The 24998-nt window shown below is 67.0% G+C and carries 22 protein-coding genes; 8 read left to right on the forward strand and 14 right to left on the reverse strand.

What is annotated here, in order from left to right:
* The first annotated feature begins 31 nt into the window (after nt 1-31).
* On the forward strand, nt 32-778 hold the full coding sequence (locus tag N5C88_RS02225; RefSeq protein WP_280014583.1) for a citryl-CoA lyase: 747 nt from the start codon (nt 32-34) through the stop codon (nt 776-778).
* Between the two features lie 19 nt (nt 779-797).
* Here the strand turns inward: N5C88_RS02225 and N5C88_RS02230 are convergent, their stop codons facing one another.
* Both N5C88_RS02230 and N5C88_RS02235 read right to left on the reverse strand, forming a co-directional pair.
* Nucleotides 798-1457, reverse strand: a complete 660-nt coding sequence (locus N5C88_RS02230; RefSeq protein WP_280014584.1) for a glutathione S-transferase family protein — start codon at nt 1455-1457, stop codon at nt 798-800.
* A 137-nt stretch (nt 1458-1594) separates the two neighbouring features.
* Nucleotides 1595-2557 carry a LysR family transcriptional regulator gene (locus tag N5C88_RS02235; RefSeq protein ID WP_059371460.1) on the reverse strand — a complete coding sequence of 321 codons (963 nt, stop codon included), beginning with the start codon at nt 2555-2557 and terminating at the stop codon, nt 1595-1597.
* A 113-nt stretch (nt 2558-2670) separates the two neighbouring features.
* Here N5C88_RS02235 and N5C88_RS02240 point away from each other — a divergent pair, with 113 nt between their 5' ends.
* From N5C88_RS02240 to N5C88_RS02260, 5 genes are all read left to right on the forward strand, one after another.
* On the forward strand, nt 2671-3189 hold the full coding sequence (locus N5C88_RS02240) for a thiamine pyrophosphate-binding protein (RefSeq protein ID WP_191295103.1): 519 nt from the start codon (nt 2671-2673) through the stop codon (nt 3187-3189).
* Between the two features lie 2 nt (nt 3190-3191).
* Nucleotides 3192-3797, forward strand: a complete 606-nt coding sequence (locus tag N5C88_RS02245; protein ID WP_165867752.1) for a thiamine pyrophosphate-dependent enzyme — start codon at nt 3192-3194, stop codon at nt 3795-3797.
* On the forward strand, nt 3794-5419 hold the full coding sequence (locus N5C88_RS02250; protein ID WP_118931306.1) for a GMC family oxidoreductase N-terminal domain-containing protein: 1626 nt from the start codon (nt 3794-3796) through the stop codon (nt 5417-5419). Before N5C88_RS02245 ends, N5C88_RS02250 begins: the two co-directional genes overlap by 4 nt.
* Before the next feature lie 18 nt (nt 5420-5437).
* On the forward strand, nt 5438-6415 hold the full coding sequence (locus N5C88_RS02255; RefSeq protein ID WP_280014585.1) for a tripartite tricarboxylate transporter substrate binding protein: 978 nt from the start codon (nt 5438-5440) through the stop codon (nt 6413-6415).
* A gap of 125 nt (nt 6416-6540) precedes the next feature.
* Nucleotides 6541-7761 (forward strand): hypothetical protein, encoded by a 1221-nt coding sequence (locus tag N5C88_RS02260; protein ID WP_280014586.1) that lies wholly within the window; start codon nt 6541-6543, stop codon nt 7759-7761.
* Nucleotides 7762-7773: 12 nt separating this feature from the next.
* On the opposite strand, the gene N5C88_RS02265 is transcribed toward N5C88_RS02260, so the two are convergent.
* The 3 genes from N5C88_RS02265 to N5C88_RS02275 all read right to left on the reverse strand — a co-directional run bounded on the left by N5C88_RS02265 (nt 7774) and on the right by N5C88_RS02275 (nt 10724).
* Nucleotides 7774-8991: a hypothetical protein gene (locus tag N5C88_RS02265; RefSeq protein ID WP_280014588.1), complete on the reverse strand. Its 1218-nt coding sequence runs from the start codon at nt 8989-8991 to the stop codon at nt 7774-7776.
* A 51-nt stretch (nt 8992-9042) separates the two neighbouring features.
* Nucleotides 9043-10002, reverse strand: coding sequence for an LLM class oxidoreductase (locus N5C88_RS02270; RefSeq protein WP_280014676.1), 960 nt, complete (start codon nt 10000-10002; stop codon nt 9043-9045).
* Nucleotides 10003-10100: 98 nt separating this feature from the next.
* Complete coding sequence (locus N5C88_RS02275; protein ID WP_280014589.1) at nt 10101-10724, reverse strand: glutathione S-transferase family protein; 624 nt, start codon at nt 10722-10724, stop codon at nt 10101-10103.
* A 119-nt stretch (nt 10725-10843) separates the two neighbouring features.
* On the opposite strand from N5C88_RS02275, the gene N5C88_RS02280 reads away from it, so the two are divergent.
* Nucleotides 10844-11719, forward strand: coding sequence for a LysR substrate-binding domain-containing protein (locus N5C88_RS02280; RefSeq protein WP_280014590.1), 876 nt, complete (start codon nt 10844-10846; stop codon nt 11717-11719).
* Nucleotides 11720-11750: 31 nt separating this feature from the next.
* Here the strand turns inward: N5C88_RS02280 and N5C88_RS02285 are convergent, their stop codons facing one another.
* Genes N5C88_RS02285 through N5C88_RS02315 form a run of 7 tightly spaced genes read right to left on the reverse strand, consistent with a single transcriptional unit; the run spans nt 11751 to nt 20187 of the window.
* Nucleotides 11751-13136 carry an amidase gene (locus tag N5C88_RS02285; protein ID WP_280014591.1) on the reverse strand — a complete coding sequence of 462 codons (1386 nt, stop codon included), beginning with the start codon at nt 13134-13136 and terminating at the stop codon, nt 11751-11753.
* Nucleotides 13133-14140 (reverse strand): oligopeptide/dipeptide ABC transporter ATP-binding protein, encoded by a 1008-nt coding sequence (locus tag N5C88_RS02290; protein ID WP_280014592.1) that lies wholly within the window; start codon nt 14138-14140, stop codon nt 13133-13135. Before N5C88_RS02290 ends, N5C88_RS02285 begins: the two co-directional genes overlap by 4 nt.
* Nucleotides 14137-15207, reverse strand: a complete 1071-nt coding sequence (locus N5C88_RS02295; protein ID WP_059371470.1) for an ABC transporter ATP-binding protein — start codon at nt 15205-15207, stop codon at nt 14137-14139. Before N5C88_RS02295 ends, N5C88_RS02290 begins: the two co-directional genes overlap by 4 nt.
* A gap of 16 nt (nt 15208-15223) precedes the next feature.
* A complete protein-coding gene (locus N5C88_RS02300; RefSeq protein ID WP_059371471.1) occupies nt 15224-16117 on the reverse strand; it encodes an ABC transporter permease in 894 nt (297 codons plus the stop codon).
* A gap of 19 nt (nt 16118-16136) precedes the next feature.
* The gene (locus N5C88_RS02305) at nt 16137-17072 is read right to left on the reverse strand and encodes an ABC transporter permease (RefSeq protein ID WP_059371472.1); all 936 of its coding nucleotides are present in this window, start codon (nt 17070-17072) and stop codon (nt 16137-16139) included.
* A 34-nt stretch (nt 17073-17106) separates the two neighbouring features.
* Nucleotides 17107-18690, reverse strand: coding sequence for an ABC transporter substrate-binding protein (locus N5C88_RS02310; protein ID WP_280014593.1), 1584 nt, complete (start codon nt 18688-18690; stop codon nt 17107-17109).
* A 57-nt stretch (nt 18691-18747) separates the two neighbouring features.
* Nucleotides 18748-20187, reverse strand: coding sequence for a M81 family metallopeptidase (locus N5C88_RS02315; RefSeq protein WP_118931422.1), 1440 nt, complete (start codon nt 20185-20187; stop codon nt 18748-18750).
* Nucleotides 20188-20637: 450 nt separating this feature from the next.
* On the opposite strand from N5C88_RS02315, the gene N5C88_RS02320 reads away from it, so the two are divergent.
* The gene (locus N5C88_RS02320) at nt 20638-22080 is read left to right on the forward strand and encodes a M81 family metallopeptidase (RefSeq protein ID WP_280014594.1); all 1443 of its coding nucleotides are present in this window, start codon (nt 20638-20640) and stop codon (nt 22078-22080) included.
* A 25-nt stretch (nt 22081-22105) separates the two neighbouring features.
* On the opposite strand, the gene N5C88_RS02325 is transcribed toward N5C88_RS02320, so the two are convergent.
* Both N5C88_RS02325 and N5C88_RS02330 read right to left on the reverse strand, forming a co-directional pair.
* A complete protein-coding gene (locus tag N5C88_RS02325; protein WP_280014595.1) occupies nt 22106-23623 on the reverse strand; it encodes a thymidine phosphorylase family protein in 1518 nt (505 codons plus the stop codon).
* On the reverse strand, nt 23620-24978 hold the full coding sequence (locus N5C88_RS02330; RefSeq protein WP_251879341.1) for an MBL fold metallo-hydrolase: 1359 nt from the start codon (nt 24976-24978) through the stop codon (nt 23620-23622). The genes N5C88_RS02325 and N5C88_RS02330 overlap by 4 nt, the downstream gene beginning before the upstream one ends.
* Between the last annotated feature and the right edge of the window lie 20 nt (nt 24979-24998).

Here is a 24998-nt window from a genome sequence, read left to right on the forward strand (position 1 = left end):
CGCTGCCCGGGAAAAAACACGGAGATTTCAGATGTTCGACAGCAAGATCGGAGGCGGCGACGCCCATACCATCCTGGTGCGAGGCCATGACCTGGTGCAGGACCTGTTCCAGCGCGATTTCATCGACGTGCTGGCCCTGGAGCTGCTGGGCGAGTTTCCTACGCCCCAGCTCAAGACCATGCTCAACCTGTTCCTGGTGAGCGCGACCGACCACGGCCTAACGCCCAGCGCCTTGTCGGCGCGGCTGACCCTGCACGGCGCGCCCGAGGCCATGCAGGGCGCCCTGGCGGCGGGGTTGCTGGGCGCCGGCAGCCGCTTCCTGGGCGTGATCGAATACGCCGCGCGCTTTCTGCGCGACGCCCTGCCCAAGCAGGACAGCTACACGGACGAGGAACTGCGCCGCTATGCCGAGGAATGCGTCGCGGCCAACAAGGCGGCCAAGCGCAAGATTCCCGGCGTGGGGCATCCGATACACGTGGATGGCGATCCCCGTTGTGAAAAGATGTTCGAGATCGCCAGGGACTGCGGCTATTACGGCAACTATTCGCGCTTTGCCGTGGAGTTGGCCGCCGCCGCGGCGCGCCAGTCCGGCCGCAAGATTCCGCTGAACGCCACCGGGGCCAAGGGCGCCATCGTGCTCGACATGGGCCTGACGCCTGAATTGGGCAAGGCCTTGACGATGATTGGCCGTTCGGTGGGCCTGATGGCGCACATCATTGAGGAACAGAAAAAACCCATCGCCCAGAAAGTGTGGGACATGGCCGCCGGCAACGAGTGATGCGTCTGCCGGGCCGGATTCAGTCCCGGTCCGGCGCGCCCAGCGGAAACAGCGGCCGGTAGGGCCGCGCTTCTTCCACTGCCCGCGCGAACGAAGGACGCGCCAGCAGCCGCGCCCGGTAGGCGCGCAGCGCCGGATACGATTCGGCGATACGGTGCGTCCAGTCGCCATAGAACAATGAGGGTGCGGCGGCGCAGTCCGCCAGCGTGAAGTCCGCGCCAGCGGCCCAGGTTCTGCCGGCCAGATGGCCTTCCAGCCAGGCGTAGGCGATTTCCAGCTTTTCCACGGCCAGCGCCAGTGCTTCCCGGCGCTTGGCCTCGTCGCCCGACAATGCGCCGCCGACGGCATGCTGCGTCCAGCTCATGACGTGCAGGTCGAAGAACCGGTCCAGGAAGCGCACCTGCAGCGCCGCCCTGGGATCGGCGGGCAGCAAGCGCTGCGGCCCGGGATGCTCCAGCTGCAGATGTTCGATGATGATGCTGGTCTCGGCAATGTTGCGGCCGCCGTCTTCCAGCAGCGGGAACTTGTGCAAGGGCCAGCGCCGCAGCCATTCGGCCGCGTGCTCTGGCGTGTCCGGGCCGATGCAGCGGAACTCGAACGGGGTGCCGTTTTCGTACAGCGCGATCAATACCTTTTGCGTGTAGGAAGAGAACGGATGGCCGTAAAGCGCGAGCGGCATGGCGGGGTCTCCTGGCGGGATGGCGACAGACGATGCCTAGCATCGCCGAGACGAGAAACAACCGCAACAAGTAACTTCAAACCTTTTGTGTCAACCATCGAAGCGCCCACAGTGACGGTGTTCCAGTCGCGGGCGGATTAGTCGATGGCCCCTTTGGGGGGTGAAGACAGGCCCCTGAGGATATCGAGCAATTCCTTGACAGGATGACGCATGGCTTCCGGGCCGCTGCGCGTAATCAACGCCAATGGCGGCATGGTGGCGCCTGGCCTTACGTCAAGAATGACCATGTCCTTGTTCAGCCTGGTTTCCTCCAATGCATGTTGTTCCCGCATGGGTCCGATGCTGCCTGGATCCAAACGAAGAAACGTCAACACCGTTAGCGTGGAAAGACATTCGATGCTGGGGTGAGGGGGCGTGACGCCCTCGGTCAGGCAGGCCGCTATGACCGCGCGTCGCAGCAGCGATCCGCGTGGCGGCAGGATCCAGTCTTCGTTGGCAAGACGGGCCCAGGATATTTTCTTGCGGCGTGCAAGCGGGTGGGTACGGGTCGCCACCACGCTAAGGCGGTCGCTGGCAAGCAGGTGGACCTGCAGCCTGTCCAGCCGTTCATTGTTGAACTCGTCCGGCGCGAGCGCGCCGACGATGCAGTCGAGCTCTCCTCGCAGCAGCTCCGCGATCAACAGATCGATCTGGAACTCGCGGATCTGCACGGCCAGCCTGGGCAAGCGCCGGCGCAGTTCCACGATGCCGGAGGGCAGCATGTTGGATCCCGAGAACGTTCCGATCCGGATCAGGCCCGACCCGCCGGATCTCATGATGGCCGCTTCTTCCTGGGCCGCGCCCAGCCCCGCCATCAAGACATCCGAACGGCGCATCAGTTCAGCGCCGATGTGGTTCGCGGCGATGCCGCGCGCCATGCGGTCAAAGAGCGGACCGCCGAAGACCTCCTCGATCTCCTTGATCATGCGCGTCACGGCTGGCTGGGACAGATGCATGCGCTCGGCAGCGGCGTGCACCGTGGAAACTTCCCGCAAATGGCCGAGCAATTCCAAGTGACGGATCCTCAGGCGTTTGAGCAGGTTGGAATCAGCGTTTTCCATTATTTTTCCGATCCGTTTTTCGTATCGATAAATCAATTTATATGAATGGTGAATTATTGATCGGATTCCTAGAATTTGGATCACCGCGTAAATGAGACGACACCGTGACCGCCATGCCTGCCTCCATACCCGCCACCGCCATCGTCGAACGGCTCGACGCGCGCGGCTTCCACAAAATCGTGACCGTGCCGGACTTCGTCCAGCTCTCGGTCCATGACCTGATCGACAGGACGCCGCGCTTTCAGGTCATCCGGTGCTCGGACGAGAACCAGGCCATCCATGTCGCGGGGGGGCTGCATATCGGCGGACACAAAGTCGCCGTGCTGATCCAGAACCAGGGTTTGCTCAATTGCCTGAACAGCCTGCGGGCCGTGGGCCTGGACGCGGGCTTGCCCATGCTGTTGATGATCGGCCAATTCGGCAGGGAGTTTGCCAATGTGGGAAACGACCCAGCCCGGTCGCAGCGCCGCGTGGTCAATCTGGTGGAACCCGTCCTGGACGTCATGGGTATCGACCATTGGCGCCTGGACGGCCCACAAGATTTGCCGAACATCGACACGGCAATCGACTCCTGCGCCGCGCGGTCGGGACCTGCAGCAGTATTGATCGGCCACTACACCGCCTGGAACTAGCCATGAGCATTTCGACGCAAGACGCTTGCAAGATCATTCAAGAAGTCAGGGGCGACGCTATCGTGATCAGCACCATGTCCGCCATGCACAGCATGGACCAGATTGCCCCCGACTATGCCTTCGGCCTTTCATCGGTTCCGCTGATGGGAGGCGCGGCCGGACTTGGGCTGGGCTTGGCGCTTTCCTTTCCGGAGCGCAAAGTCATCATTCTTGACGGTGATGCCAGCTTGCTGATGGAGCTGGGCGTACTTGCCACGGTGGCAGGCATGCGTCCGTCGAACTTCTACCATTTCGTGTTCGCCAATGGCGTGCAGTTCAATGGCGGCGCGAATCTGGCGGTGGCGGGGGACGGGCGTGTCGATTTCAGCGCGGCGGCGCTGGCCTCGGGCTACGCGGGCGCGGCCCGGTTCACGCAGGCCCACGAGTTTCGTGCGGGCATAGGCGCATGGCTTGCCGCGCCTGCGCCCGCGCTGATCGAGCTTGAGATTGAACCGACTCCGGCGCGATTCGGTCCGCAACTTGCGCAGCCGGAACAAGGCGATGCGCGTTTCGCGCGCATGGGAATGGAAGCGCGGCGGTTGATGCGCGCGCTGGGAACGGCACAATGAACTCGCCCGAAATCGTGGATTATGTCGTGATCGGCGGCGGGTCGGCGGGTTGCGCGGTGGCGGCTGGACTGGCCAGGTCGGGCAAGCACAGCGTCGTATTGCTCGAGGCAGGCCGGGCCGAGCGCAGCATCTGGACAAGAGTGCCCGCAGGGGTTGCTTATCTGATCCGCGACGAACGTGTCGTGAGGAAGTTCTACACGCAACCTGAAGCCCGTCTCAAGGATCGTCCGATCTATTGGCCGCGGGGCCGCGTGCTAGGCGGCTCGTCCACCGTCAACGGCATGATCTGGGTGCATGGCGATCCGCAGGAGTACGACCGCTGGCGCGATGAGTATGGCCTGTCTGGCTGGGACAACCAGTCCTTCAAGGCCTACTTGCGGCGAGTCGAGCGATTTCAGGCGGGAGATTCCGCCAGCCGCGGCCGGCAAGGGCCTGTTGTCGTGAGTGAATATGGCCCGCGCCAGCCGCTCATGGATGCGTTCGTGGCCGCCTGCGTGCAGGCTGGAATTCCGGCGAACGCCGACTACAACGGCTTGCACTACGAGGGCGTCGGCTACCTGCAGATGAACACCCGGCGAGGTCTCCGGGTCAGCGCTCGCGACGCGTATCTTGCGTCGCTGCCGCGCCGGAGCGCATTGCAGGTGATCACGGACGCGCCGGCGGAGAAGATTCTGTTCGAAGGCAGTCGCGCATGTGGCGTGGAGTACCGCAGGGGCGGAGCGCGCGGCCGTGTCATGGCCGCCAAGGAAGTCATCCTGTCGGCGGGCGCCCTGCAATCGCCGCAGTTGCTGGAGCTTTCCGGCGTAGGCGATTCGCAGCGTCTCTCCGGCTTGGGCATATCCGTCCGGCATCATGCGCCGGCCGTGGGCGAGGGCTTGCGCGATCATCTGCATGTGCGGCTGACCTACGAATGCCGCAACGCGCGTACGCTCAATCAGATCGTGCCCAGCACGTGGCGCAAAGCGCTGATGGCCCTGCGCCTGGCCGCCTGCGGGGATGGGCTGATGAGCAGCGCGAGCGCCGTCGCTCACGCCTTGGTCCGTACCGATCCAAGCCTCGCGCAGCCCGACGCCAAGCTGCAGTTGCACTATCTTTCCAGCGTAGATGCCAGGACCGCGGGCAAACTGGTGCTCGACGACTTTCCCGGATTCTCGATCGGCACCTTTGCATTGCGGCCGCAGTCGCAAGGCTCGGTGCACATTACTTCGAAAGATCCCGACGCGGCTCCCGCCATCCATGGCAACTATCTCGACCATCCCGACGATGTGCACGCGACGCTCGGCGCGTTGAGGCTCGCGCGCCAGGTGGCCGCGCAGCCGGCGCTGTCGGAGTTCGTCGTGCGGGAAACGAGGCCCGGGCCTGACTGCACTTCGGACGAAGCCTGGCTGGATTACGTCGGCTCGCTGGGTCAGACCTCGTATCACCCCATAGGCTCTTGCCGCATGGGAACCGATGCCGCATCCGTCGTGGATGAGCGGTTGCGCGTGCGGGGCGTTTCCTGCCTGCGCGTGGCGGATGCCTCGGTCATGCCGACCATGCCGTCGGCAAACACCAATGCTCCCTCGATCGCCATCGGGGAGAAAGCGGCGGACATGATTCTGGAAGATGCAGTACACCCATAAAAATCTTTGAGACAAGCCATGAAAAAGCACATCAGAGGACTGATAGTTCTTGCGTCACTTTGCGGCGTCGCGTTACCTGCATGGGCGCAAGGCGATGCCGCGTATCCCACGAAGCCGATCAGGTTGATCGTCCCATCGCCCGCCGGCGGGGAGCCTGACACGCTGGCAAGACTGGTCGCCCAGCAGATGAGCGCCGATCTGCGGCAGCCCGTCATCGTCGAGAACAAGGCAGGCGCTGGCGGATTGATAGGCATCGCCGCCCTGGCCAATTCCAAGCCGGATGGCTACACGATAGGCGTTTCGTACCAGGCGGCCTTGTCGTTGTCGCCGCACCTGCTCGTGAAGAAGCTCTTCGACCCCTTGAAGGACATTGCAGGGATCGGGCTGATTTCGGTTTCCGGCAATGCGCTGATGGTTCCCGCGAAGTCGCCCATATCTTCCTATGCAGACCTGGTACAGCGCGCCCGGGCCAACCCGGGAACGATGAATTTCGGCTCCTGGGGGGATGGCAGCGCCGGACACATCAGCGGTGAGATCATGAAGCGGCACGCCAACATCAGCATGCAGCACGTCGCCTACAAGGGATCGAGCGAAGCGCTGATGGGCATGCTGGGCGGCGATCTGGACGCGACGTTTGGCGGCTGGGCGCTGGCCTCCGCGCAGGCGAAGGCAGGGGCTGTCCGGATCCTGGCCGTGACGTCTCCCGAGCGGGCCGGCATGTTCCCCGATGCCCCGACGTTCCAGGAACTCGGCATACCGTTCGGCCTTAATTCCTGGTATGGCGTGGTTGCGCCCGCAGGCGTACCCGCGCCGATCATTGAACGCCTGCAGGCGTCGGTGGAACGAGCGGTCGGTCAGGAATCGGTCGCGGCGAGCCTGAAATCGATGGGGATGCAGCCACGGTCGTCCACTGCGGCAGAGCTACAGCAGCGCATCAAGAACGACTATGAGGTTTGGGGCAAGGAGATTTCCGCGGCGGGCATCAAGCCTCGCTAGCCCGAAAATCCGCTTCCTGATCCAGAACCGAACTGGAATTAGCGTTATCCTGCCGCCAGACTAGATCGTCGGCTGCCATGCCTACCGGGATGGCGCCGATGCCGCGACCGGCGAGGACTGCGCACTTGAAGCAAATCCGGCACTACCTGTTTGGCATCATCGTCTCCATCCTGCTGGCGGGACTGCTGGCATTCCTGGGCGTCGTGTTCGTTTCCACCCCGAACCTTGGCTGGGGCGCGCAGGCGCTGTTGAGCTATGGCGTTTTGTTCGGCGGACCGCTGGCCGTGGTGCTGGCGCTGTGCTGGATCGTCTACATGGTGCGCGACAAGGGCCAGGTGCCCGGGCGCGTCCACGCGTGGATGTTCCTGCCCACCGTGCTGGCGCTGGCCATCGTGCCCGTCAGCGACTCCATCGAGCAGGGCAAGTGGGACCGCTTCCAGGCGTCGCACCCTGCGATCCAGGAAGCACACGTCAATCTGAGCGGGCGCACCATCTGGACGGACAGGCGCGGCGGAAGCGTGTCTTCGGGCGCGTCGCCGTACCTGGAGTCCGGGTCGGCGGCGCACTCCATGTTTTCGCGTTTCAGCCGCTATCCGAACCAGGGGCCGGCGGCCAGCGAGGCTTTTCCCTACGAGGGCGCGCGCCTGAAGGATGGCGTGGATCGCTACGTGTACTCCAGCCAGGACGGAACGCCCGGCGCGTCCGTGCCGCTGAAACGCGCGCCGTATCCCGATCTGGGCAAGCTGCCCTCGGCGTCCTCGCAGGGCGAGGCGGAGCTGGTGGTTTATCACTATTACCACTATGCCGATCACGTCGAGGTGGCGCCGGGCATCGCGCGCTTCGCTGGCACGACCGACGACCGGATGGAGGCGGCCGGGATGCCCGGGGTGGCGATATTCGGCCTGCAGAACCTGACGCCGCAGACCATCGCCCGGGTGGAGATCAATGGCCAGGCCTACGACATGGGCTCGGAGGCGGCGCGCAGCGTGCTGCCGCGGCCTTGCGATCTGGCGCGTGGCGGCAGCCCGGTATTGCTCGATCTGGAGCAACCCTTGCGAGTGCGTTGGCAGACGCTGGAAGAGCCCGGGACCTGGCGCGAGGCCACAGTGAACGTGCCGGCCTTCAGCGCCGCGAGCAGCAAGGATCCGGGCAAGGGCCTGCAGCGCGTGCGGCTGTACTTCCTGCCCGACGAGACGGTGGCCGCCGAACGCTACAGGGAAATCCGCGCGCGCGGCGAACTCTCCGTCCGCGCCACCGGGCTGCCCGCCGCGGCGCAACCCTATACGGGCTGCGGCGGCGCGTATTCCGGCTACAACCCGCAGACCGTGAAGCTGCTGGGCAACTGAAGCCAGCGCGCGCTACACGTCTTCGACGCGCTGCGAGGGCGCAAGGGGCGTGCCGAGGTCCAGCATGGCGTAGATCCGCTGCGTGAACCGCTGCCGCCGCGTGGGCCTGCCCATGCGCCAGCGCGTGTCCAGCCATAGCAGGGGCAGGGCGAAGCCCAGCCACACGATGAAGAAGAGCGCCAGCAGGAAGACAGCCAGTTCGGGAAAGTCCCGGAACGAACCGTCGTCCGGTCCGGTGAAAAACTGCAGGCCGACCACGAACAGCCAGGCCGTCAGCAACAGCGCGCCTATCAGCTTGAGCAGGCGCGCGCGCTGGCTCATGCCGACGCGGATGGGCGTGTCCCTGCCTTGTTCGCCGCCGTAGTAGCGGTGGCACATATAGCAGCGGCCGTCTTCCAGATTGCGCAGCGCGTAAACGGCGCGCCGGCCGTCCGGGTGGGCGGGGGCCGTGCGCACGGCCAATTCGACGCGGTCGTCCTCGGCCAGGAAGGGCAGCGCGTCGCCGAACGCTTCCTGGGCGATCATCGCGTAGTCCACGCCGTTGACCGTGTAGCGGTAGATGCCATAGTTGGGCCCTTTGTGGACCTGGCGCATTTCATGCGTGAGGCCCACGAGATGGCCCCGCACGTACCCGATGGGCGGCTCGCCCTCGTCCTGAGTCGATAGCGGCTCCAGGCGCGGCGGCTTGGGCGGCGGCGCAGGCGTGCCGGCAGCCGGCCTTTGCTTGGGATCGAACAGCGCCTCGCTCGCCAGGATCAGGGGGCGGTGGCGGCGGTTGTGCCAGAGGCCGTGCAGGGCCGACCCCGCCACCACCAGCGCCACCAGCGCGACGACCAGCGAGAAGACCATCAGGAACACGCGCGTCAGGCTGGCGATGCCAAGCAGCCAGGCCAGCCACACGAACGCCGCGCCGATCGCGCCGCCGATGGCAACCTCGCGCCAGCCGCGCCGCTTCAGGGTCTGGTAGTAGCGCGGCGGGATCGGTTCTCCGCGCGCCGGAACCGCCCAGGAAAAAACGGCCAGCCCTTCGTCGCCGTCCATCACGCCCAGGCGCGCCGGGATGCCCTGCTGATGCAGGCGCTGCAGCTGGTTGATCTGCGGCGCCTGCAGCCCGGCGGCGATCACGCTTTCTGTTCCTACGCGCAGGTACGCATCGTGCCGCGCGAGCGGCACCGCGAGGCGGATCTGATCGATGGTTCCTTCGAGTATGCGGGCGGAGGGCTGCGCCATGACGGGATGCGGGGTGGAAACCGTCAAGGATAGCGTAGCGGCCTGCGTGGGTTACCAAGCGTCCGGCAAAGTGCCAGGCCCTTCATGGGTGGGGAAATGCGGCAGTACTTCTTCCGCCAGTTCCTGCAACACGTCCGCCGCGGGCCGTTGCGAGAACTGGATGCCCAGCGCTGCGTGATTGACGCCGGCCGTCCGCCATTCCTCCAGCAACGCGATCAAACCCTTTCTGCCTGTGCGCAACACGAACCCGTTGCGCAAGGGCGTACGCGGATGATCGGGGTCGTCGACCAAGTCCAGCCATTCATTGGTCATGTGCGGACGGAAGCCGCCGTCGGGGATCATGGCGCGCCAGGCGCGGATTTTTTCCGCCAGGCGTTGCGGTCCCATCGGGGTATGCGTGGCGTCAGGATAGGTCAGCCAGCCATCGGCATGTTCGGCGATCCATCGCAGCGACTGGCCCGAGGAACCGGTGACGATCAGCGGTATGTTGCCCGCGGCCGGCTTGGGCAGGAACTCCGCGCGGCTGAAGCGTCCCAGCGGCGAATCGATCTCCAGATGTCCTGGGCGCATCAGCTGGCGGAAGTACGAGACGGCTTCTGCGAACCGCGGTCCGCGTTCGTCATGCCGCAGCCCATAAGCGGGAAACTCGGCAGGCCGGTCTCCCGAGGCGATTCCCAGCACCAGCCGGCCGCCCGACAATTGGTCGATGGTGCTGGCCGCCTTGGCCAGATCGATGGGGTGGCGCAGGGAGAAGATTGCGCTGCCCGTCGCGAGGGCGATCTTCTTCGTTTGCGCCGCCAGAAACGCCAGGTAGGTAAACGGATCGAAGACCTGGCCTGCATCGCCGAAGGAAGGGGAGTACAAGGGCACATCGCGCACCCAGACGGCGGCAAACTCCTGCCGGTCGATTTGCCGCACAAGTTCGGCTTGCCCCGCAAGGACCGCCATGCTGCCTTCATAGAAGCGCAGCGGCAGGAAGATGCCCAGCGTCAGGCGCTCGGGCGCGAACATCCGCCGATAGCCGGGGTGTGCGGAAAAGGCGAAGTATGACGCGCCCGCCGCGCCGTGGAGAGAGTGGGTGGTGTCCATTCCGACTGTCCTCGTTTCCTTCAAGCGCCCGTTGCCGGCGCGGGCAGGGTGATACCTTTGGCGACCGCGGGCCGCGCAGCCACGCGTTCGTGCCACGCGCTCAGGTGCCGGTGATGGCTGAAATCGAAATCGATGATCCGCGCGATGTGGCTCCAGCCGAAATGCGCGATGTCGGCGATGGAGTAGGCGTCGCCGGCAAGATAGGGATGGTCGGCCAGCCTGCGGTCCAGCACCGCGAGCGCGTCCTCGGTCAGGCGCTGGTAGCGTTCAAGCGCGGCGGCGTTGCGCGCCTTGTCGAAGACCTCGAAGTTGACGCGCTGTCCGATGATGGGACCGACGCTGCTGGAATGGAATTGCAGCCACTTGATGGTTTCCCAGCGGCCCCGGGTGTCCGCGGGCAGCAGCCTCCCGGTCTTTTCCGCGAGATACAGCAGGATGGCCGCCGATTCGAACAACGCCACGCCGGTTTCATCGTCGGTCAATACCGGAATACGGCCATGCGGATTCAGGGCCAGAAAGTCGGGCTGGCGGTGCTCGCCCTGCGCGATGCGCACATGATGCAGGCGGTAGGGCAGTTCCAGTTCTTCCAGCGCGATGGTGGCCTTGTAGCCATTGGGAGAACTATCGGTGTATAGATTCAGCATGGGCTTGCTCATTTAAGATTGGCTAAATATTGCGGTTGCGCGGCGGCAGTCAAATTCTCTGTCTTGAGCGGGATCGGGTACAGCGATGATTTCTCACTTTTGAATTTAGGAAAACTAAAATGACGGCAACGCTTCCCCTGCAGGCGCTGCGCACCTTTGTCGAGGTAAGCCAGCGCGGCAGCATCACCGCGGCGGCGCAGGCTTTGCATGTCACGCCGGGAGCCGTCAGCCAGCAGATCCGGCTGCTGGAGGACCGGCTTGGCATCGCCCTGCTGGTGCGCGAACGCCACGGCATGCGCATGACGGAGGCGGGCGCCGAGGCGTATCCGATGCTTAGCGCGGCATTCGCGCAGATCGACAAGGCGGTGGACTTGCTGGCCGCGAAGCAGGCGCGGCAAAGCCTGACCGTCAGCACCGTGGCGACGTTCGCGGCATCGTGGCTGGTTCCCCGCCTGGGGCGCTTCAAGGAACGGCATCCGTACATCGAAATCCGGGTGGAGGCGACGCCTGCCCTGGTCGATCTGCGGCGCGACCACGTCGATGTCGCCCTGCGCCACGGACTGGGCGATTACCCGGGACTGGATGTGGTGCCGCTGATGGCGCCGGTGCTGGTGCCGGTGGCCGCGCCAGGCTACGCCGCAGCGCTGGTCGAAGCGGCAGACTGCCTGGATTACCCGCTGCTGCACGACGCGGACCGCGCCGATTGGCCATTGTGGTTAAGCGCGCATGGCGTGGCCCCGGATCCCCGGGCGCAGCGCGGCAACGCGTTCGATGACGACTTCCTGCTGATCCGCGCGGCGGAAGCAGGCCAGGGACTTGCGCTGGTGCCCGCCGCGCATGCGCAGGAAGAGATCGCGGCCGGACGTCTGGTGCAGGCGCTGGACAAGCCCTGGCCCGCGCGATTCGCCTACTACGCCGTAAGCAGGCCCGGCGCAGTCCGGCGTCCGGAAGTCCGAGCCTTCATCGACTGGATCGTCGAGGAGGCCGGGGCGTGACCGCTACGGCCGTTTGCGCGGCCAGGAGTCTTCAGGCTTCGAAACGCCGCGCCGCCTGCAACAGCAGGTGCTCGCTGCCCGCGCGGCCCAGCAGTTCCAGCCCGACGGGTATGCCGCTTTCCGTGAAGCCGATGGGTACGCTCAAGGCCGGCAGTCCCGTCACCGCCGCGAGCAGGCCATTGCCGCCGCGCTGGGCTTGGCCCAGCAGCACCGGCGCGCCACGCACGCTGGGATAGGCGAGCAGGTCCAGCTGGCCATGCGCCATGGCAGCCAACACGTCGTCGCGCAGCGCCTGGGCGCGGGCCAGCACCGCGAGGCGCGCGCTGCCATCAGGATCGCGCAGCGCATCGCGCTCGCGCAGCAGCGGCGCGACTTCCGGGTGGGGATAGCCGCCGTCCAGGATGTCGGTCAGGCTGCGCACGGGCAGACCCGCATCACGCAGGCAGAGGGCCAGCGCGTCGCGGAATTCGTAGCCGGTGACGTTGGCGGCCGTCAGGCGCGCGTCTCCCAGCGCCAGCGCGACGGGCTGGACGTGTGCGCCGTCGGCTTGCCAGCCGGCGAGCGCCGCGCGGACGTGGCGCGATACCTCCAGTTCCGCTTCGGCTGGGCCGAAGAATGCCTCCAGCGTGCCTATGCGCCAAACCCGGTCCGCGCCGCGCGCGTCTTCGCGTTGTCCCGCCAACACCGACCACAGGGCCGAGATATCCGCAAGGCTGCGGGCCAGCGGACCGACCGTGTCCAGCGTCGGCGACAGCGGCACTACGCCGGCGTTGCTGTAGCGCCCGGCCGTGGGCCGCAGGCCCCAGACCTGGTTGAAGGCAGCGGGGATGCGGATCGAGCCGCTGGTGTCGGTGCCGATTGCGGCCGCCGCGAAGCTGGACGCCGCCGCGACCGCGCTGCCGCCGCTGGATCCGCCTGGCACGCGCGCGGCGTCGTAGGCGTTGCGCGTGCGGCCGGATAGTGAAGAAACGTTGGTGATGCCGCAAGCCAGTTCGTGCAGCGTGGTCTTGCCCAGCATCACGGCGCCGGCTTCGCGCAGCCTGCGCACGACGTCGGCGTCGCGTTGCGGGCGGCGGCCGGCCAGCGCCAGCGAGCCTGCGGTGGCGGGCATGTCCGCGGTATCGATGTTGTCCTTGAGCAGAAGGGGAATGCCATGCAGCGGCCCCAGCGCCGCCCCGCGCAGCCTCTCCCTATCCCGATCTGCGGCCTCGGCCAGCGCCGCGCCGTTCAGCGCGATGACCGCGTTGAGCGCTGGCCCCGCCTGGTCATGCGCCGCGATGCGCGCCAGGTAGGCGCGTACCAGGTCCACGGCGTTGAGCGTGCCTGCCGCCATGGCGGCCCGCAACTCGGCGATGCCGCGGCCAAAGACCGGGTCGTCGCCCGGCAGAGGACCCGCCAGCAGGCGCGGCGCGCTCATCGGAAGTGGCACGCCACCCATTGCTGCCCGCCGTTCGAGCTATCGGGCCGCTGCGTCAGGACCGGCTGCTTCTCCTTGCATACTGGCTGCGCCAGCGGGCAGCGCGTATGGAAGCGGCAGCCGCTGGGCGGATTCGCCGGGCTGGGTGGATCGCCCTGCAGCAGCTTGCGCTGCGCGGGCTTGTGCGGATCGGGAACCGGGACGGCCGACAGCAGGATCTCGGTGTAGGGGTGCAGCGGGCGCGAGAACAGCGTGTCGCGGTCGGCGACCTCGACGATGCGGCCCAGGTACATCACCGCCACGCGATGGCTGATGTGGCGCACCACCGCAAGGTCATGCGCCACGAACAGGTAGGCGATGCCCATCTCTTCCTGCAGGTCCATCAGCAGGTTGATCACCTGCGCCTGCACCGACACGTCCAGCGCGGACACCGGCTCGTCGCACACGATCAGCTTGGGCCGCAACGCCAGCGCGCGCGCAATGCCCAGGCGCTGCCGCTGGCCGCCGGAGAACTCGTGGGGAAACTTCTTCATCGCTTCCGGACGCAGGCCGACCTTGGAGAACAGCCAGGCGATCTCGTCGGCGCGCGACCGGCCGCCCGAGGCCGGGAAGTTCTGCAGCGGCTCGCCGACGATGTCGCCTGCCGTCAGCCGGGGGTTCAGCGACGCGTACGGATCCTGGAAGATGATCTGCATGTCGCGCCGGCGGCTGCGCATCTGCTCGGCCGACAGCGCCAGGATTTCCTCGCCTTCCAGTCGCACGGATCCCGAGGTAGGCTGGATCAGCCGCAGCACGGACTTGCCGGTGGTGGTCTTGCCGCAGCCGGACTCGCCCACCAAGGCCAGGGTCTCGCCCCTGGCCACGGAAAAGGACACGCCGTCCACGGCCTGGATGACCTTGCGGCGCGGCTTGAACCAGCCGCCCGCGCCGGGGTAGTGCATCTTCAGGTCGCGCACTTCCAGCAAGGGCGTGGCCGGTGTGGCGGGCGGGTTGCAGGCGCTCATGCTTGGACTCCAGTCAGGGCGGCGCCGGGCGTCGCGGAAGCCGCCGCCTGCGGGGCGGGTTGCGCGGCGACGCGCGCCGCTTCATGGCAGGCCACCACGTGGTCGCTGCCATGTTCCAGCAGCTGCGGCGCTTCGGCACGGCAGCGGTCGGTGGCGTAGGCGCAGCGCGGGGCGAAGCTGCAGCCTTTGCCCAGTTCGCTGGGCGCGGGCACCATGCCGGGAATCTCGGCCAGGCGCTGTGTCGACGCGTTCATCGACGGCATCGACGCCATCAATGCCCGCGTGTACGGATGCAGGGGGCGGTCGAACAGTTCGGTGACGGGCGCTTCTTCCACCTTGCGGCCTGCGTACATCACCGCCACGCGGTCACAGCATTCGGCCACCACGCCCAGGTCGTGGGTGATCAGCACGATGCCCATGCCCAGGCTCTGCTGCAGGCTGCGCAGCAGGTCCACGATTTGCGCCTGGATGGTCACGTCCAGCGCCGTGGTCGGTTCGTCGGCGATCAGCACTTCGGGATTGCAGGCCAGCGCCAGCGCAATCATCACGCGCTGCCGCATGCCGCCGGATAGCTGGTAGGGGTACTCGTGCACGCGCCGTTCGGGTTCGGCGATCTGCACCAGGCGCAGCATTTCCTCGGCACGGCGGTAGGCCTCGCGGCGGCCGAGCTTCTGGTGCAGCATCACCGTTTCCGCGATCTGCCGGCCTACCGTCAGCACCGGGTTAAGCGAGGTCATCGGCTCCTGGAAGATCATCGAGATCCGGTTGCCGCGGATCTGGCGCATCTGCTTTTCGGTCAGGCCCAGCAGGTCGGTGCCGCGGTAGCGGATCTGGCCGCCGGCATAGCGCCCGGGCGGCGTCGGGATCAGCCGCAGGATGGACAGCGCGGTGACGCTCTTGCCGCAGCCGGACTCGCCGACCACGCCCAGCGTGCGGCCTGCCCGCACCTGGTAGGACACGCCGTCCACCGAGCGCACGGTGCCGGACACGGTGTCGAAGTAGGTGCGCAGGTTGTCGACTTCTAGCAGCACGTCGCCGGGGGCGACGGCGGCGGGGGATATAGCCATGGCGTGCTCCCGGGTCTTAGCGTTGATTGGCCAGGCGGGGGTCGAGCGCGTCGCGCAGGCCGTCGCCCATCAGGTTGATTGCCAGCACGGTGATGGCCAGCAGGATGCCCGGGTACAGGATGGTGTAGAACGCCACCGCCACGTAGTTGCGGGCGTCGGCCATCATGTTGCCCCAGCTGGGCACCTGGGCCGGCACGCCTACGCCCAGGAACGACAGCACCGCTTCGGTCAGCACCGCGGTGGCGGCGATGAACGTGGCCTGCACCACCAGCGGCGTGACCATGTTGGGCAGCACGTGGCGGCGCAGGATCACCGGCAGGCGCGTGCCCACGGCGTGGGCGGCTTCGACGTAGAGCTGTTCGCGCAGCGTCAGCGCGAGCGAACGCACCAGACGCACCACGCGCGGCACCTGCGGGATCGCGATGGCGATGATCACCGTGGTCAGGCTGGCGCGGATCACCGCCATCAGGGCGATGGCCAGCAGGATGTCGGGAATGGCCATCATGCCGTCCATGATGCGCATGATGATGGCGTCGGCCCAGCGCACGAAGCCCGCCAGCAGGCCCAGCACCACGCCGACCGCGGTGGCGATCAGCGCCACCACGATGGCCACCACGAGCGACACGCGGCCGCCCCAGACCACGCGGCTGAACACGTCGCGGCCCAGCGCGTCGGTGCCGAAGTAATGCTCGGCCGACGGCGGCTTCATGCGTTGCAGCGGATTGATGCTGATGGGGTTGTGCGTGGCGATCCAGGGCGCGGCGATGGCCAGGCCCGCCACGATCAGCAGCAGCGCCAGGCCCAGGATCAGGGTGGGGTGCTTGCGTACCCAGCGCCAGCGGCGCCCGCTGGCGCTGAGCGCCTCGTGCAGCACCACGGGCGGGCTGGCGGAAATCGAGCTTTCTGACATGTTTCTTTCCTGCGGCGGCTCAGTAACGGATGCGAGGATCGAACAGCCGGTAGCTGAGGTCGATCAGCAGATTGATCACCACGTAGGTGCCGGCCGATAGCAGCAGCACGCTCTGGATGACCGGATAGTCGTGGTGCTGGACCGCGTCGATGACCAGGCGGCCGATGCCGGGAATGGCGAAGACCGTCTCGGTCACGACCACGCCGCCGATCAGCAGCGCGATGCCCACGCCCACGGTGGTCGCGATGGGAATGGCGGCGTTGCGCAGCGCGTGCTCCAGCACGGGCAGCACCGCGAGGCCCTTGGCGCGCGCCGTGCGGATGTAGTCCTCGTGCAGCACTTCCACCACGGTTGCGCGGGTCATGCGGGTGATCAGCGCGATGTACACCAGCGCCAGGTTGATGCAGGGCAGGGTCAGGTTGCGCAGCCAGGGGCCCACGCCCTCGGACAGGCTGACATAGCCCTGCACCGGCAGCCATTGCAGCTTGATGGCGAAGCCGTAGATCAGCAGGTAGCCGACCAGGAACACCGGCACCGAGAACGCCAGCACGGCGAACAGCATCACCAGGCGGTCGATCCAGGTGCCGGCGCGGTAGGCGGCCAGCACGCCCAGCGGCACGGCCACGATGATGGAGACCAGCATCGTGAGCGCGGCAATGGACAACGTGGGTTCCACCCGCTGCGCCAGCAGCTGCGTCACGGGCACGTGGGTGAAGATGGACGTGCCCAGGTCGCCTTGCAGCAGTTTGCCCGCCCACAGCCCGAACTGCCGCCACAGCGGCTCGTCCAGGCCCAGCGCCACGCGCAGCTTGGCGATGTCGTCGGCGGAGGCGAAATCCCCGGCGATGAGCGCCGCCGGGTCTCCCGGCGACAGGTGGATCAGCAGGAAGACGATCACCGCCACCACTGCCATGACAGGCACGATGGCCAGCACTCGCCGGAGGATGTAACCCATGGTTGTCTCGCGTATCGATTAGGCTGGCTGCGGACTACTTGTCCAGCACCCACAGGTTCGGCAGGCTCCAGATCTTCTCCGCGTTCTTCAGGCTGTTGTGCGAAGCGAATGCCCGCGAATACTGGCCCACCGAGATCGCGGGGAAGGCTTCATAGGCGCGCTCCTGGAACAGGTCGAGCACACGCTTGCGCTCGTCCGAGCTGGTGGCCGCGATCCATTGGGCGCGCAGTTCGTCCAGCTTCTTGTCGCAAGGCCAGCCGGGCAGGCTGTTGCCGCACACCGCGCCCAGGTAGGTGTTGCTGATGGGCGAGTCGACGTTGAACTCGGACGCGGCCGACAGGAAGATGTTCCAGCCGCCCTTGTCGATGGGTTCCTTGCGGGCGCGGCGGGCGGTCAACGTGGCCCAGTCCATGGACTGGATGTCGAGGTTGACGCCGATGTCCTGCAGCGCCTGGATGGCTACCAGCGTGGCGGAGTTCAGGTAGGCCAGGTCGGTGGGCAGCAGGATCGCGACCTTCTCGCCCTTGTATCCGGCTTCGGCCAGCAGCTTCTTGGCCAACGCGGGATCGGGCTTGGCGTAGGGCGCCGCGCCGGCGGCGGTGTCGTTGGGGCCGCCGCAGATGAAGACCGTGGCGCAGTACTTCATGCGCAGGTCGTCGGGATAACCCATGGCGGCGGTGAACTTGTCCTGGTCCACCAGATGGGCCACGGCCTGGCGCGCCTTCTCGTTGTTGAACGGCGGCATGGACTGGTTCAGGATGATGTAGCCCTGGGCGCGCTCCATCACGCCGATCTTGACGTTCTTGTTGCCGCGCAAGGCGTCGATGTAGTCCGCCGGCGCCTGTTCGATCATGTCGACTTCGCCGTTGGTCAGCGCGGCCGTGGCGCTGTTGGAGTCGGGCAGTACGCGCCATTCCACGCGCGGAATTTTCGGGGTCTTGTTGCCGGCCAGGCCGTCGGCCTGGGCCTTGGGGCCGACGTAGTTCGGATTCTGCTCGAACACGATCTTGCTGCCGGGCACCCATTCGGCGCGCTTGAAGACGTAGGGGCCGGAGCCCACGACCTCGGTCAGCGGCCGGTCGGCCGGCTGCGAGGCCAGGCGCTGGGGCAGGATGAAGGCGGGATAGCTGGACACTTTCGCCAGGCCTTCCAGCACCAGGTCGAACGGCTGGTCCAGCGTCAGCTTGAAGGTGCTGGCGTCCACGGCTTCCCACTTGCCGCCGGCGCGCGTGATGGCCTGGCCGATGTTGTCGCGCGCGGACCAGCGCTGCAGCGACGCGATCACGTCGGCGGTGGTCAGGACCTGGCCGTCGCTGAACTTCAGGCCGGGCAGCAGCGTAAAGGTCCAGGTCTTCTTGTCGTCGCTGGCCGAATACTTCTCGACCATCTGCGGCTGCGGCTTGCTGTGCGAATCCATCGCGAACAGCGTGTCGTACACCATGTAGCCGAAGTTGCGCGTGATGTAGGCGGTGGTGAAGGTCGGATCCAGCACCTTCAGGTCGGCGTGCGGCACGATGCGCAGGGTCTTGGCCTGCTGCGCGTGCGCCGGTGCGGCGCCCAGGGTGAAGGCCAGGCCGAGGGTGGCCGTCGAGAACAGGCAAAGCAGGCGTTTTTTCATCGCGCTAGGCTCCCATCTTGTTGGTGGATACGCCGGCGTCCATGCGCCGGCAGGTTCTTAGAGCGGCCACTTGGGCAGCCGGATATTGCGGTACGTGAGCGTTTTCCAGTCGGGCGTGGCGACGCCTTTGCCGCCGACATAGATGATGTGGCGCGCGACTTTCGAGAACGAGGCATGGAAGTGCTGGGCGGACTTGACCACCACGATCTTCTTGGAAGAAAGATCGCAGCCCAGCTGCGTGAACAGGTCCATGTTGATGGCCTGGTTGCGCAGCGAGGTCAGCACGATCTCGATGCCCTGGGTCTCGACCAGCGCGCAGTCGCCCATGGCTGCCGGCGCGCCGGACAGGCCCGTCATGATCATGTCGGCCTGGATCGCCTTGACCGTGCAGCGCAGGTCCAGCGGATCGCCGGACAGCGGGCCGACCTTGCCGCCGATGCGCAGGTCCAGCACCGCGCCAGGGCCGGCGTCGAAGGCGATGCGCGCCGACACCGGATCCCACATGGGACCCAGCGCCGCGTTCGTCACGCCGCGTTCCAGCATGCGGCTCAGCACAAAGGTGGCGTCGCCAGGGGCGCCGCTACCGGGGTTGTCGGGCCGGTCGGCCAGCACCACCGGACCGTCGCCGAAGGCCAGGGCTTCATCCAGCGCCTGGTCCACGCTGCGGTAGGGCACCATCAACTGTTCGCGCATGCCGATGAGCTCGTCGGCCAGACGGCGCGCCAGTGTTTGCGCAAGAGCGGCATCGCCGTCGGCATAGACCAGCACCTTGGTGCCCATTTCCGGCACGTCCCCGGTGGCGAAGCCTTGCGCCGCCGAGATCGACAGGATGCCGTCGCGGCCTTCCAGCGCCTTGATGCGGCTGACGAAGCCCTGGGCGGGTTCGCGCGTGGTGTGCATGGGCACGATCATTTCGCAGTCGATCAACGCCGCGACGGGCCGTGTGCGGCCGGCTTGCGCGTCCAGGCACAAGGCCAGCAGGTCTTCCGCGCGTTCACGGATATCGGTGTGTGGATATTCCTTGAACAGCACCAGCACCGTGGCCTGTTCCACCATCAACGGACTCAGGTGCGCATGGGGATCCAGTTCGGCGCCCACCACCACATCGGGGCCGACGATCTCGCGCACGCGGCGCAGGATGTCGCCCTCGCAGTCGTCGTAGCCGTCGGCCACCATGGCGCCGTGCAGGCCCAGCAGCACCATGTCCACCGGCAGCGCCGCGCGCAGGTCGGCCAGGATCTGGTCGCGCAGCGTCTCGTAGGCGGCGCGGGTGGTGGTGCCGCCCGGCTGCGCGGAAGTGACCAGGCCTTCGGCCAGCGTCCACCCGGCCTCGCGGCCGCGTTGGCGCGCCACGTATAGCGGCGCGCCTGCGAAGGTCACCGTGTCCGGATGCGTGCCCGCCGGGTAGTAGTCGCGGTCCTGGAAGGAGGCGAGGCTGGTGGGCATGGGCGCGAAGGTGTTGGTTTCCGTGCCCAGGCCGGCGCTGAAGATCTTCATGGCCGGGCCTCCGGACAGGCTGCCGCATGCGCCGCGGCGCGCGCGGCGGTCCAGGTCGACGACATAGTTTTCCCCTTGTATGGATCGGATGTCCGTCATTGCCGCCACACCAAAAGGGGGGCACTGCGTTCCGTATCGCGGATGATCGGCGGCACACCAGCGCGGCACAAATAGCTAACGTGTTCCCATGGATAACCCAAGGTTATGGTGTGCGGTTTTTCGGGGAAAATCGCGGCGAAAAGCGCGCAGATCGGCTGCTTTTAAGGGAAAACGATAGGCCGGCCGAAAGCCTTTCCGGGCGCATATGAAAGGTTATGGACAGTTCATGATTTGGAATTTGTGGGCCGGGCAGGCGGCGCTCAGAATTTGCAGCTGTTCCTGGCCGGCGGACATGCCGCAAGGCCTGTCGCCTTCAAACCGCTAGCGGCGCGCCGCGCCCTGGAGTCGCCCATGCGCATATTCACCGGCGCCCTCGCCACCGAAACCAATACGTTCTCGCCCCTGCCTACCGGTCTGTCGGCCTTCAAGTCGCGCGAATACCTCCCCGGCGGCACGCATCCCGACCACATGACGTTCTACGCCGGGCCGCTGTGGGTCGCGCGCCAGGGCGCAAGCGCGGGCGGCTGGACGCTGGTCGAAGGGCTGGTCGCTTCGGCCCAGCCGGGCGGCACCACTACGCGCGCGGCCTACGAAACCTTGCGCGACGAGTTGCTGGCCGACCTGCGCGCGGCGCTGCCGGTGGACATGGTGCTGCTGGGCCTGCATGGCGCCATGGTGGCCGACGGCTACGACGACTGCGAGGGCGACATCCTGCGCCGCGTGCGCGAGATCGTCGGACCCGGCGTGGTGGTGGGCGCCGAACTGGACCCGCACGCGCATCTCACGCCGCTGATGGTGGAGCAGGCCACTGTGCTGGTCTTGTTCAAGGAGTATCCCCATACCGATGTGCTGGAGCGCGCCGAAGACCTGCTGGCCTTGTGCCTGGACGCGCAGGCCGGCCGCACGCGGCCGGTGGCCGCGCTGGTCGATTGCGACATGATCGTGCCCATGCACACCACCCGCGAACCGGCGCAGGGCTTCGTCAGCCGCATCAAGGCGCTGGAAGGCCGCGACGGCATCCTGTCGATCTCGGCGGCGCAAGGCTTCGCCACCGGCGACGTGCCGGAAATGGGCACCAAGGTGCTGGTCTACGCCGATGGCGATGCCGCCCGCGCACGAATGCTGGCGCGTCAATTGGCCGACGAACTCATCGCGATGCGCGAACAGTTGATGGTGCCCTACCGCAGTGTGGACCAAGCGCTGGACGAAGCCCTGGCCTGCGGCGACGGTCCCATCGTGCTCGCGGACCGTTCGGACAATCCCGGCAGCGGCGCGGCCGGCGACTCTACCTATCTGCTGGCCAGGATGCGCGAACGGGGCATACGCAATGCCGCCATCGGCCCCCTGTGGGATCCGGTTGCCGCCCGCATCGCCTTCGACGCCGGCCCTGGCGCGGAGCTGGACCTGCGTATCGGCGGCAAGGTCGGCCCCTTGTCCGGCAGTCCCGTGGACGCGCGCTGCCGGGTCGTGGCCACGCATGCGGACATGACCATGACGGGCAACTCCAACACCCGCATCGCCCTGGGCGATTGCGCGCTGGTCGACGTGGACGGCATCCTGGTCGCCCTGGTCTCGCTGCGCACCCAGGCCTATCACACGGACCTCTTTACCCAACTGAGCTGCGACCTGACGGCGCAGCGCCTGATCGTGGTGAAGTCCGCGCATCACTTCCACGCCAAGTACGCGCCGCTGGCCAAGGCGGTGCTGTATGTGGCCGCGCCCGGTTCCGCCAGCCCTGACTGGCGCAGCCTGCCGTACCGCAAGGCCAGGCTGCCGAAGTGGCCGATCGCGTAGCGGCTTGAGACCAGCTCCGCCCGCGTCAGGCTTCGATGGTCACGATATCCCCGGCGTGCCGCGCATACTCCAGCGCATAGGCCATTTCGCTGCGAGTCTGCGCATGGAGATAGAGCCAGGGCTGCCCGCGCGCGACTTCATCACCCAGCCGCGCGTGCAGCGACACACCCGCGGCGGGCCGTTCCGGCGCGCCGGCCAGCTTGGCCAGGCGCGACAGCTTGCGGTTGTCGATATGGGTCACGCGGCCGGCTTGCAGCGAGACCAGAGGTTCGACGTGCGCGGCCTGAGGCGGTTCGCGCAGCCCGCCCTGGGCGGCGCAGATGCGGGCGAACTTCTCCCAGGCCCGGCCGCTGTCCAGGGTTTGCAGGGCCAGCGCGATGCCCTGTCCCGGCGGCGCAGCGCCGCCGATTTCCAGCACGGCGCCGGCGACCAGCGCGGCGCGTTCGCGCAGGTCCTGCGGCTGATCGGGGTCGTTGCGCAGTACCGCCAGCACGTCGCGGGCCTCCAGTGCGGGTCCGATGCCGCGGCCGACGGGCTGGCTGCCGTCGGTGTACAGGCAGCGCAGGGTCAGACCGAAATGCGCGGCCGTTTCTATCAGATGGCCGGCCAGGCGTTCGGCGGTCTCGTGGCTGCGTATCTTGGCGGTGGGGCCGACCGGAATGTCGATCACCACGTGCGTGGCGCCCGCCGCGATCTTCTTGGACAGCACCGAGGCGATCAACTGGCCTTCGGTGTCGATGTCCAGCTCTCGTTCGACGCGCACGAAGATATCGTCGGCCGGGCTCAGGTGCATGGCGCCGCCCCAGGCGATACAGCCGCCCTCGGTCTGGACGACCCGCTGCAGCTGTTCGATGCCCAGGTCCACCGGCGCCAGCATTTCCATGGTGTCGGCGGTACCCGCGGGCGAGGTGATCGCGCGCGATGAGGTCTTGGGCATGACCAGGCCGTTGGCCGCGGCGATGGCCACCACCAGCGGGGTGGTGCGGTTGCCGGGCAGGCCGCCCACGCAATGCTTGTCGACCACGATCGGCGCCTGCCAGGCCAGGCGGTCGCCGACGTCGACCATGGCCTTGGTCAGGAAGATGGTTTCATCGATGCTCAGCGGCAGCGTGGCCGTGGCGGTGAGGAAGGCCGACAGGTGCACGTCGGTGTAGCGGCCGCGCACCACGTCGCGGACGATGGCGGCAAGATCCTCTTCGCCCAGGCGGCGGCCATAGATGCGTTGGCGCACGCCGGCCAGGGATTCCAGCACCGGCGGGTGGCGGACCTGCACGCTGTCGCCGTCGCGTATTGCCAGCGCGTCCCAGGCTTCCTCGGACAGCGCCACTTCGTCGAGCGCGAGCAGGTCGCTGTCGATCTGGTAGAGCTGGGCCTGCACTTCGTGGCCGTTCGAGGTGATCAGCACCTGCGAGCGCGACGCCAGGCCTTCGGAACGGCAGACGTGGCAGTCCGCGCGCATCAGCGCTATCGGCTGATGCTGCGCGTGCAGGCGCATGCGCGTTGCGCGCAGCGCGGGCGGTTTGAGTTCCGTAACGCTGCTCACAGCTCGTACCTCTGGTCCTGCAGCGGGACGGTGACATGCCAGCTGAGTTCGCGCTGGATGCGTTCGCGCAGCGCCTCGGAGGCCTCGGGCTCGCCATGGACGATGAAGACCCGGCGCGGCGCTTCCTGAAAACCGGACAGCCAGCGCATCAGCTCATCGCTGTCGGCGTGCGCCGACAGCATGGGCAGCTCGGCGATCTCGGCGTTGATGGGCGTCCACTGGCCGTAGATCTTGGTCTCGGTCGCGCCGTTGAGCAGCTTGCGGCCGCGCGTGCCGGCGGCCTGGAAACCCGAGAACAGCAGGGTGTTGCGGTGGTCGCTGCCGAAGGCGGCGATGTGGTGCAGCACCCGCCCGCCGGTGGCCATGCCGCTGGCCGAGATGATGACCTTGGGATAGCGGTTGGCCGACAGCGCCTTGGATTCCTCGACGTCGCGCACGTAGGTCACGGCCGAGCAGGCGGCCTCGTACTCGCGCGGGGATAGTTTGTGATCGCCGGCATGGCGGTCCAGCAACTCGGTGGCGCTGGTCGCCATGGGGCTGTCCAGGTAGACCGGGACGTTCGGCAGCCGGCCGGCCTGACGCAGTTTCCACAGCGCATGGATCAGGGTCTGCGCCCGCCCGACGGCGAAGGCGGGAATGACGACAGTGCCGCCGCGTTGCACCGTGCGTTCGATCACGGCGCCCAGGGCTTCGACGGGATCGGCCGGGTCGTGGCGCCGGTTGCCGTAGGTGGACTCGATGACGATATAGTCGGCCCGTGGCACGGGTTCGGGATCATGCATCACCGGATCGTTGTAGCGGCCCAGGTCGCCCGAGAACACCACGCGCATGCCGCCGATATCGATCTGCGCGGTGGTTGCGCCCAGGATGTGGCCGGCGCGGCGCAAGGTCAGCTTCGCGCCGCCGGGCAAGGCGGTTTCCTGGTGCAGCGCTACATCGGAAAAATGCGTCATTGCGCGTTCGGCGTCGACCACGCGATAAAGCGGCAGCGCGGGCTTGTGCTTGGAAAAGCCCTTGCGGTTGGCGAAGTCGGCGTCCTTTTCCTGCAGGTTGGCGCTGTCCAGCAGGATCAGCTCGGCGACGTCGCGGGTCGCGGGCGTGGCGTGGATCTTGCCTTTGAAACCTTCGGCCACCAGCCGCGGCAGGTAGCCGCAATGATCCAGATGCGCGTGCGTGAGCACTACCGCATCGATATCTGCGGGCGAGAGCGGCAGCCGCTGCCAATTGAGTTCGCGCAGGTTCTTCAGGCCCTGGAACAGGCCGCAGTCGATCAGCAGGCGCGTGTCCGCGTGGCTCAGGAGGTGCTTGGAGCCGGTGACGGTGCCGGCTCCGCCCAGGCAGGTCAGTGTGAGCATGGTTTCCTTGTGCAGCATCA

It is taken from the genome of Achromobacter sp. GD03932 (genome assembly GCF_029839485.1).
GTDB classification, from domain to species: domain Bacteria; phylum Pseudomonadota; class Gammaproteobacteria; order Burkholderiales; family Burkholderiaceae_B; genus Achromobacter; species Achromobacter bronchisepticus_A.

What these genes read in the sequence shown, in the direction of transcription:
- N5C88_RS02295 (WP_059371470.1), bottom strand. Translation starts at nt 15,207, where the DNA reads ATGGCTATATCCCCCGCCGCCGTCGCCCCCGGCGACGTGCTGCTAGAA.
- N5C88_RS02280 (WP_280014590.1), top strand. Translation starts at nt 10,844, where the DNA reads ATGACGGCAACGCTTCCCCTGCAGGCGCTGCGCACCTTTGTCGAGGTA.
- N5C88_RS02315 (WP_118931422.1), bottom strand. Translation starts at nt 20,187, where the DNA reads ATGAAGATCTTCAGCGCCGGCCTGGGCACGGAAACCAACACCTTCGCG.
- N5C88_RS02240 (WP_191295103.1), top strand. Translation starts at nt 2,671, where the DNA reads ATGCCTGCCTCCATACCCGCCACCGCCATCGTCGAACGGCTCGACGCG.
- N5C88_RS02250 (WP_118931306.1), top strand. Translation starts at nt 3,794, where the DNA reads ATGAACTCGCCCGAAATCGTGGATTATGTCGTGATCGGCGGCGGGTCG.
- N5C88_RS02300 (WP_059371471.1), bottom strand. Translation starts at nt 16,117, where the DNA reads ATGTCAGAAAGCTCGATTTCCGCCAGCCCGCCCGTGGTGCTGCACGAG.
- N5C88_RS02225 (WP_280014583.1), top strand. Translation starts at nt 32, where the DNA reads ATGTTCGACAGCAAGATCGGAGGCGGCGACGCCCATACCATCCTGGTG.
- N5C88_RS02320 (WP_280014594.1), top strand. Translation starts at nt 20,638, where the DNA reads ATGCGCATATTCACCGGCGCCCTCGCCACCGAAACCAATACGTTCTCG.
- N5C88_RS02330 (WP_251879341.1), bottom strand. Translation starts at nt 24,978, where the DNA reads ATGCTCACACTGACCTGCCTGGGCGGAGCCGGCACCGTCACCGGCTCC.
- N5C88_RS02305 (WP_059371472.1), bottom strand. Translation starts at nt 17,072, where the DNA reads ATGGGTTACATCCTCCGGCGAGTGCTGGCCATCGTGCCTGTCATGGCA.
- N5C88_RS02275 (WP_280014589.1), bottom strand. Translation starts at nt 10,724, where the DNA reads ATGCTGAATCTATACACCGATAGTTCTCCCAATGGCTACAAGGCCACC.
- N5C88_RS02270 (WP_280014676.1), bottom strand. Translation starts at nt 10,002, where the DNA reads ATGTTCGCGCCCGAGCGCCTGACGCTGGGCATCTTCCTGCCGCTGCGC.
- N5C88_RS02230 (WP_280014584.1), bottom strand. Translation starts at nt 1,457, where the DNA reads ATGCCGCTCGCGCTTTACGGCCATCCGTTCTCTTCCTACACGCAAAAG.
- N5C88_RS02255 (WP_280014585.1), top strand. Translation starts at nt 5,438, where the DNA reads ATGAAAAAGCACATCAGAGGACTGATAGTTCTTGCGTCACTTTGCGGC.
- N5C88_RS02290 (WP_280014592.1), bottom strand. Translation starts at nt 14,140, where the DNA reads ATGAGCGCCTGCAACCCGCCCGCCACACCGGCCACGCCCTTGCTGGAA.
- N5C88_RS02235 (WP_059371460.1), bottom strand. Translation starts at nt 2,557, where the DNA reads ATGGAAAACGCTGATTCCAACCTGCTCAAACGCCTGAGGATCCGTCAC.
- N5C88_RS02310 (WP_280014593.1), bottom strand. Translation starts at nt 18,690, where the DNA reads ATGAAAAAACGCCTGCTTTGCCTGTTCTCGACGGCCACCCTCGGCCTG.
- N5C88_RS02285 (WP_280014591.1), bottom strand. Translation starts at nt 13,136, where the DNA reads ATGAGCGCGCCGCGCCTGCTGGCGGGTCCTCTGCCGGGCGACGACCCG.
- N5C88_RS02245 (WP_165867752.1), top strand. Translation starts at nt 3,192, where the DNA reads ATGAGCATTTCGACGCAAGACGCTTGCAAGATCATTCAAGAAGTCAGG.
- N5C88_RS02265 (WP_280014588.1), bottom strand. Translation starts at nt 8,991, where the DNA reads ATGGCGCAGCCCTCCGCCCGCATACTCGAAGGAACCATCGATCAGATC.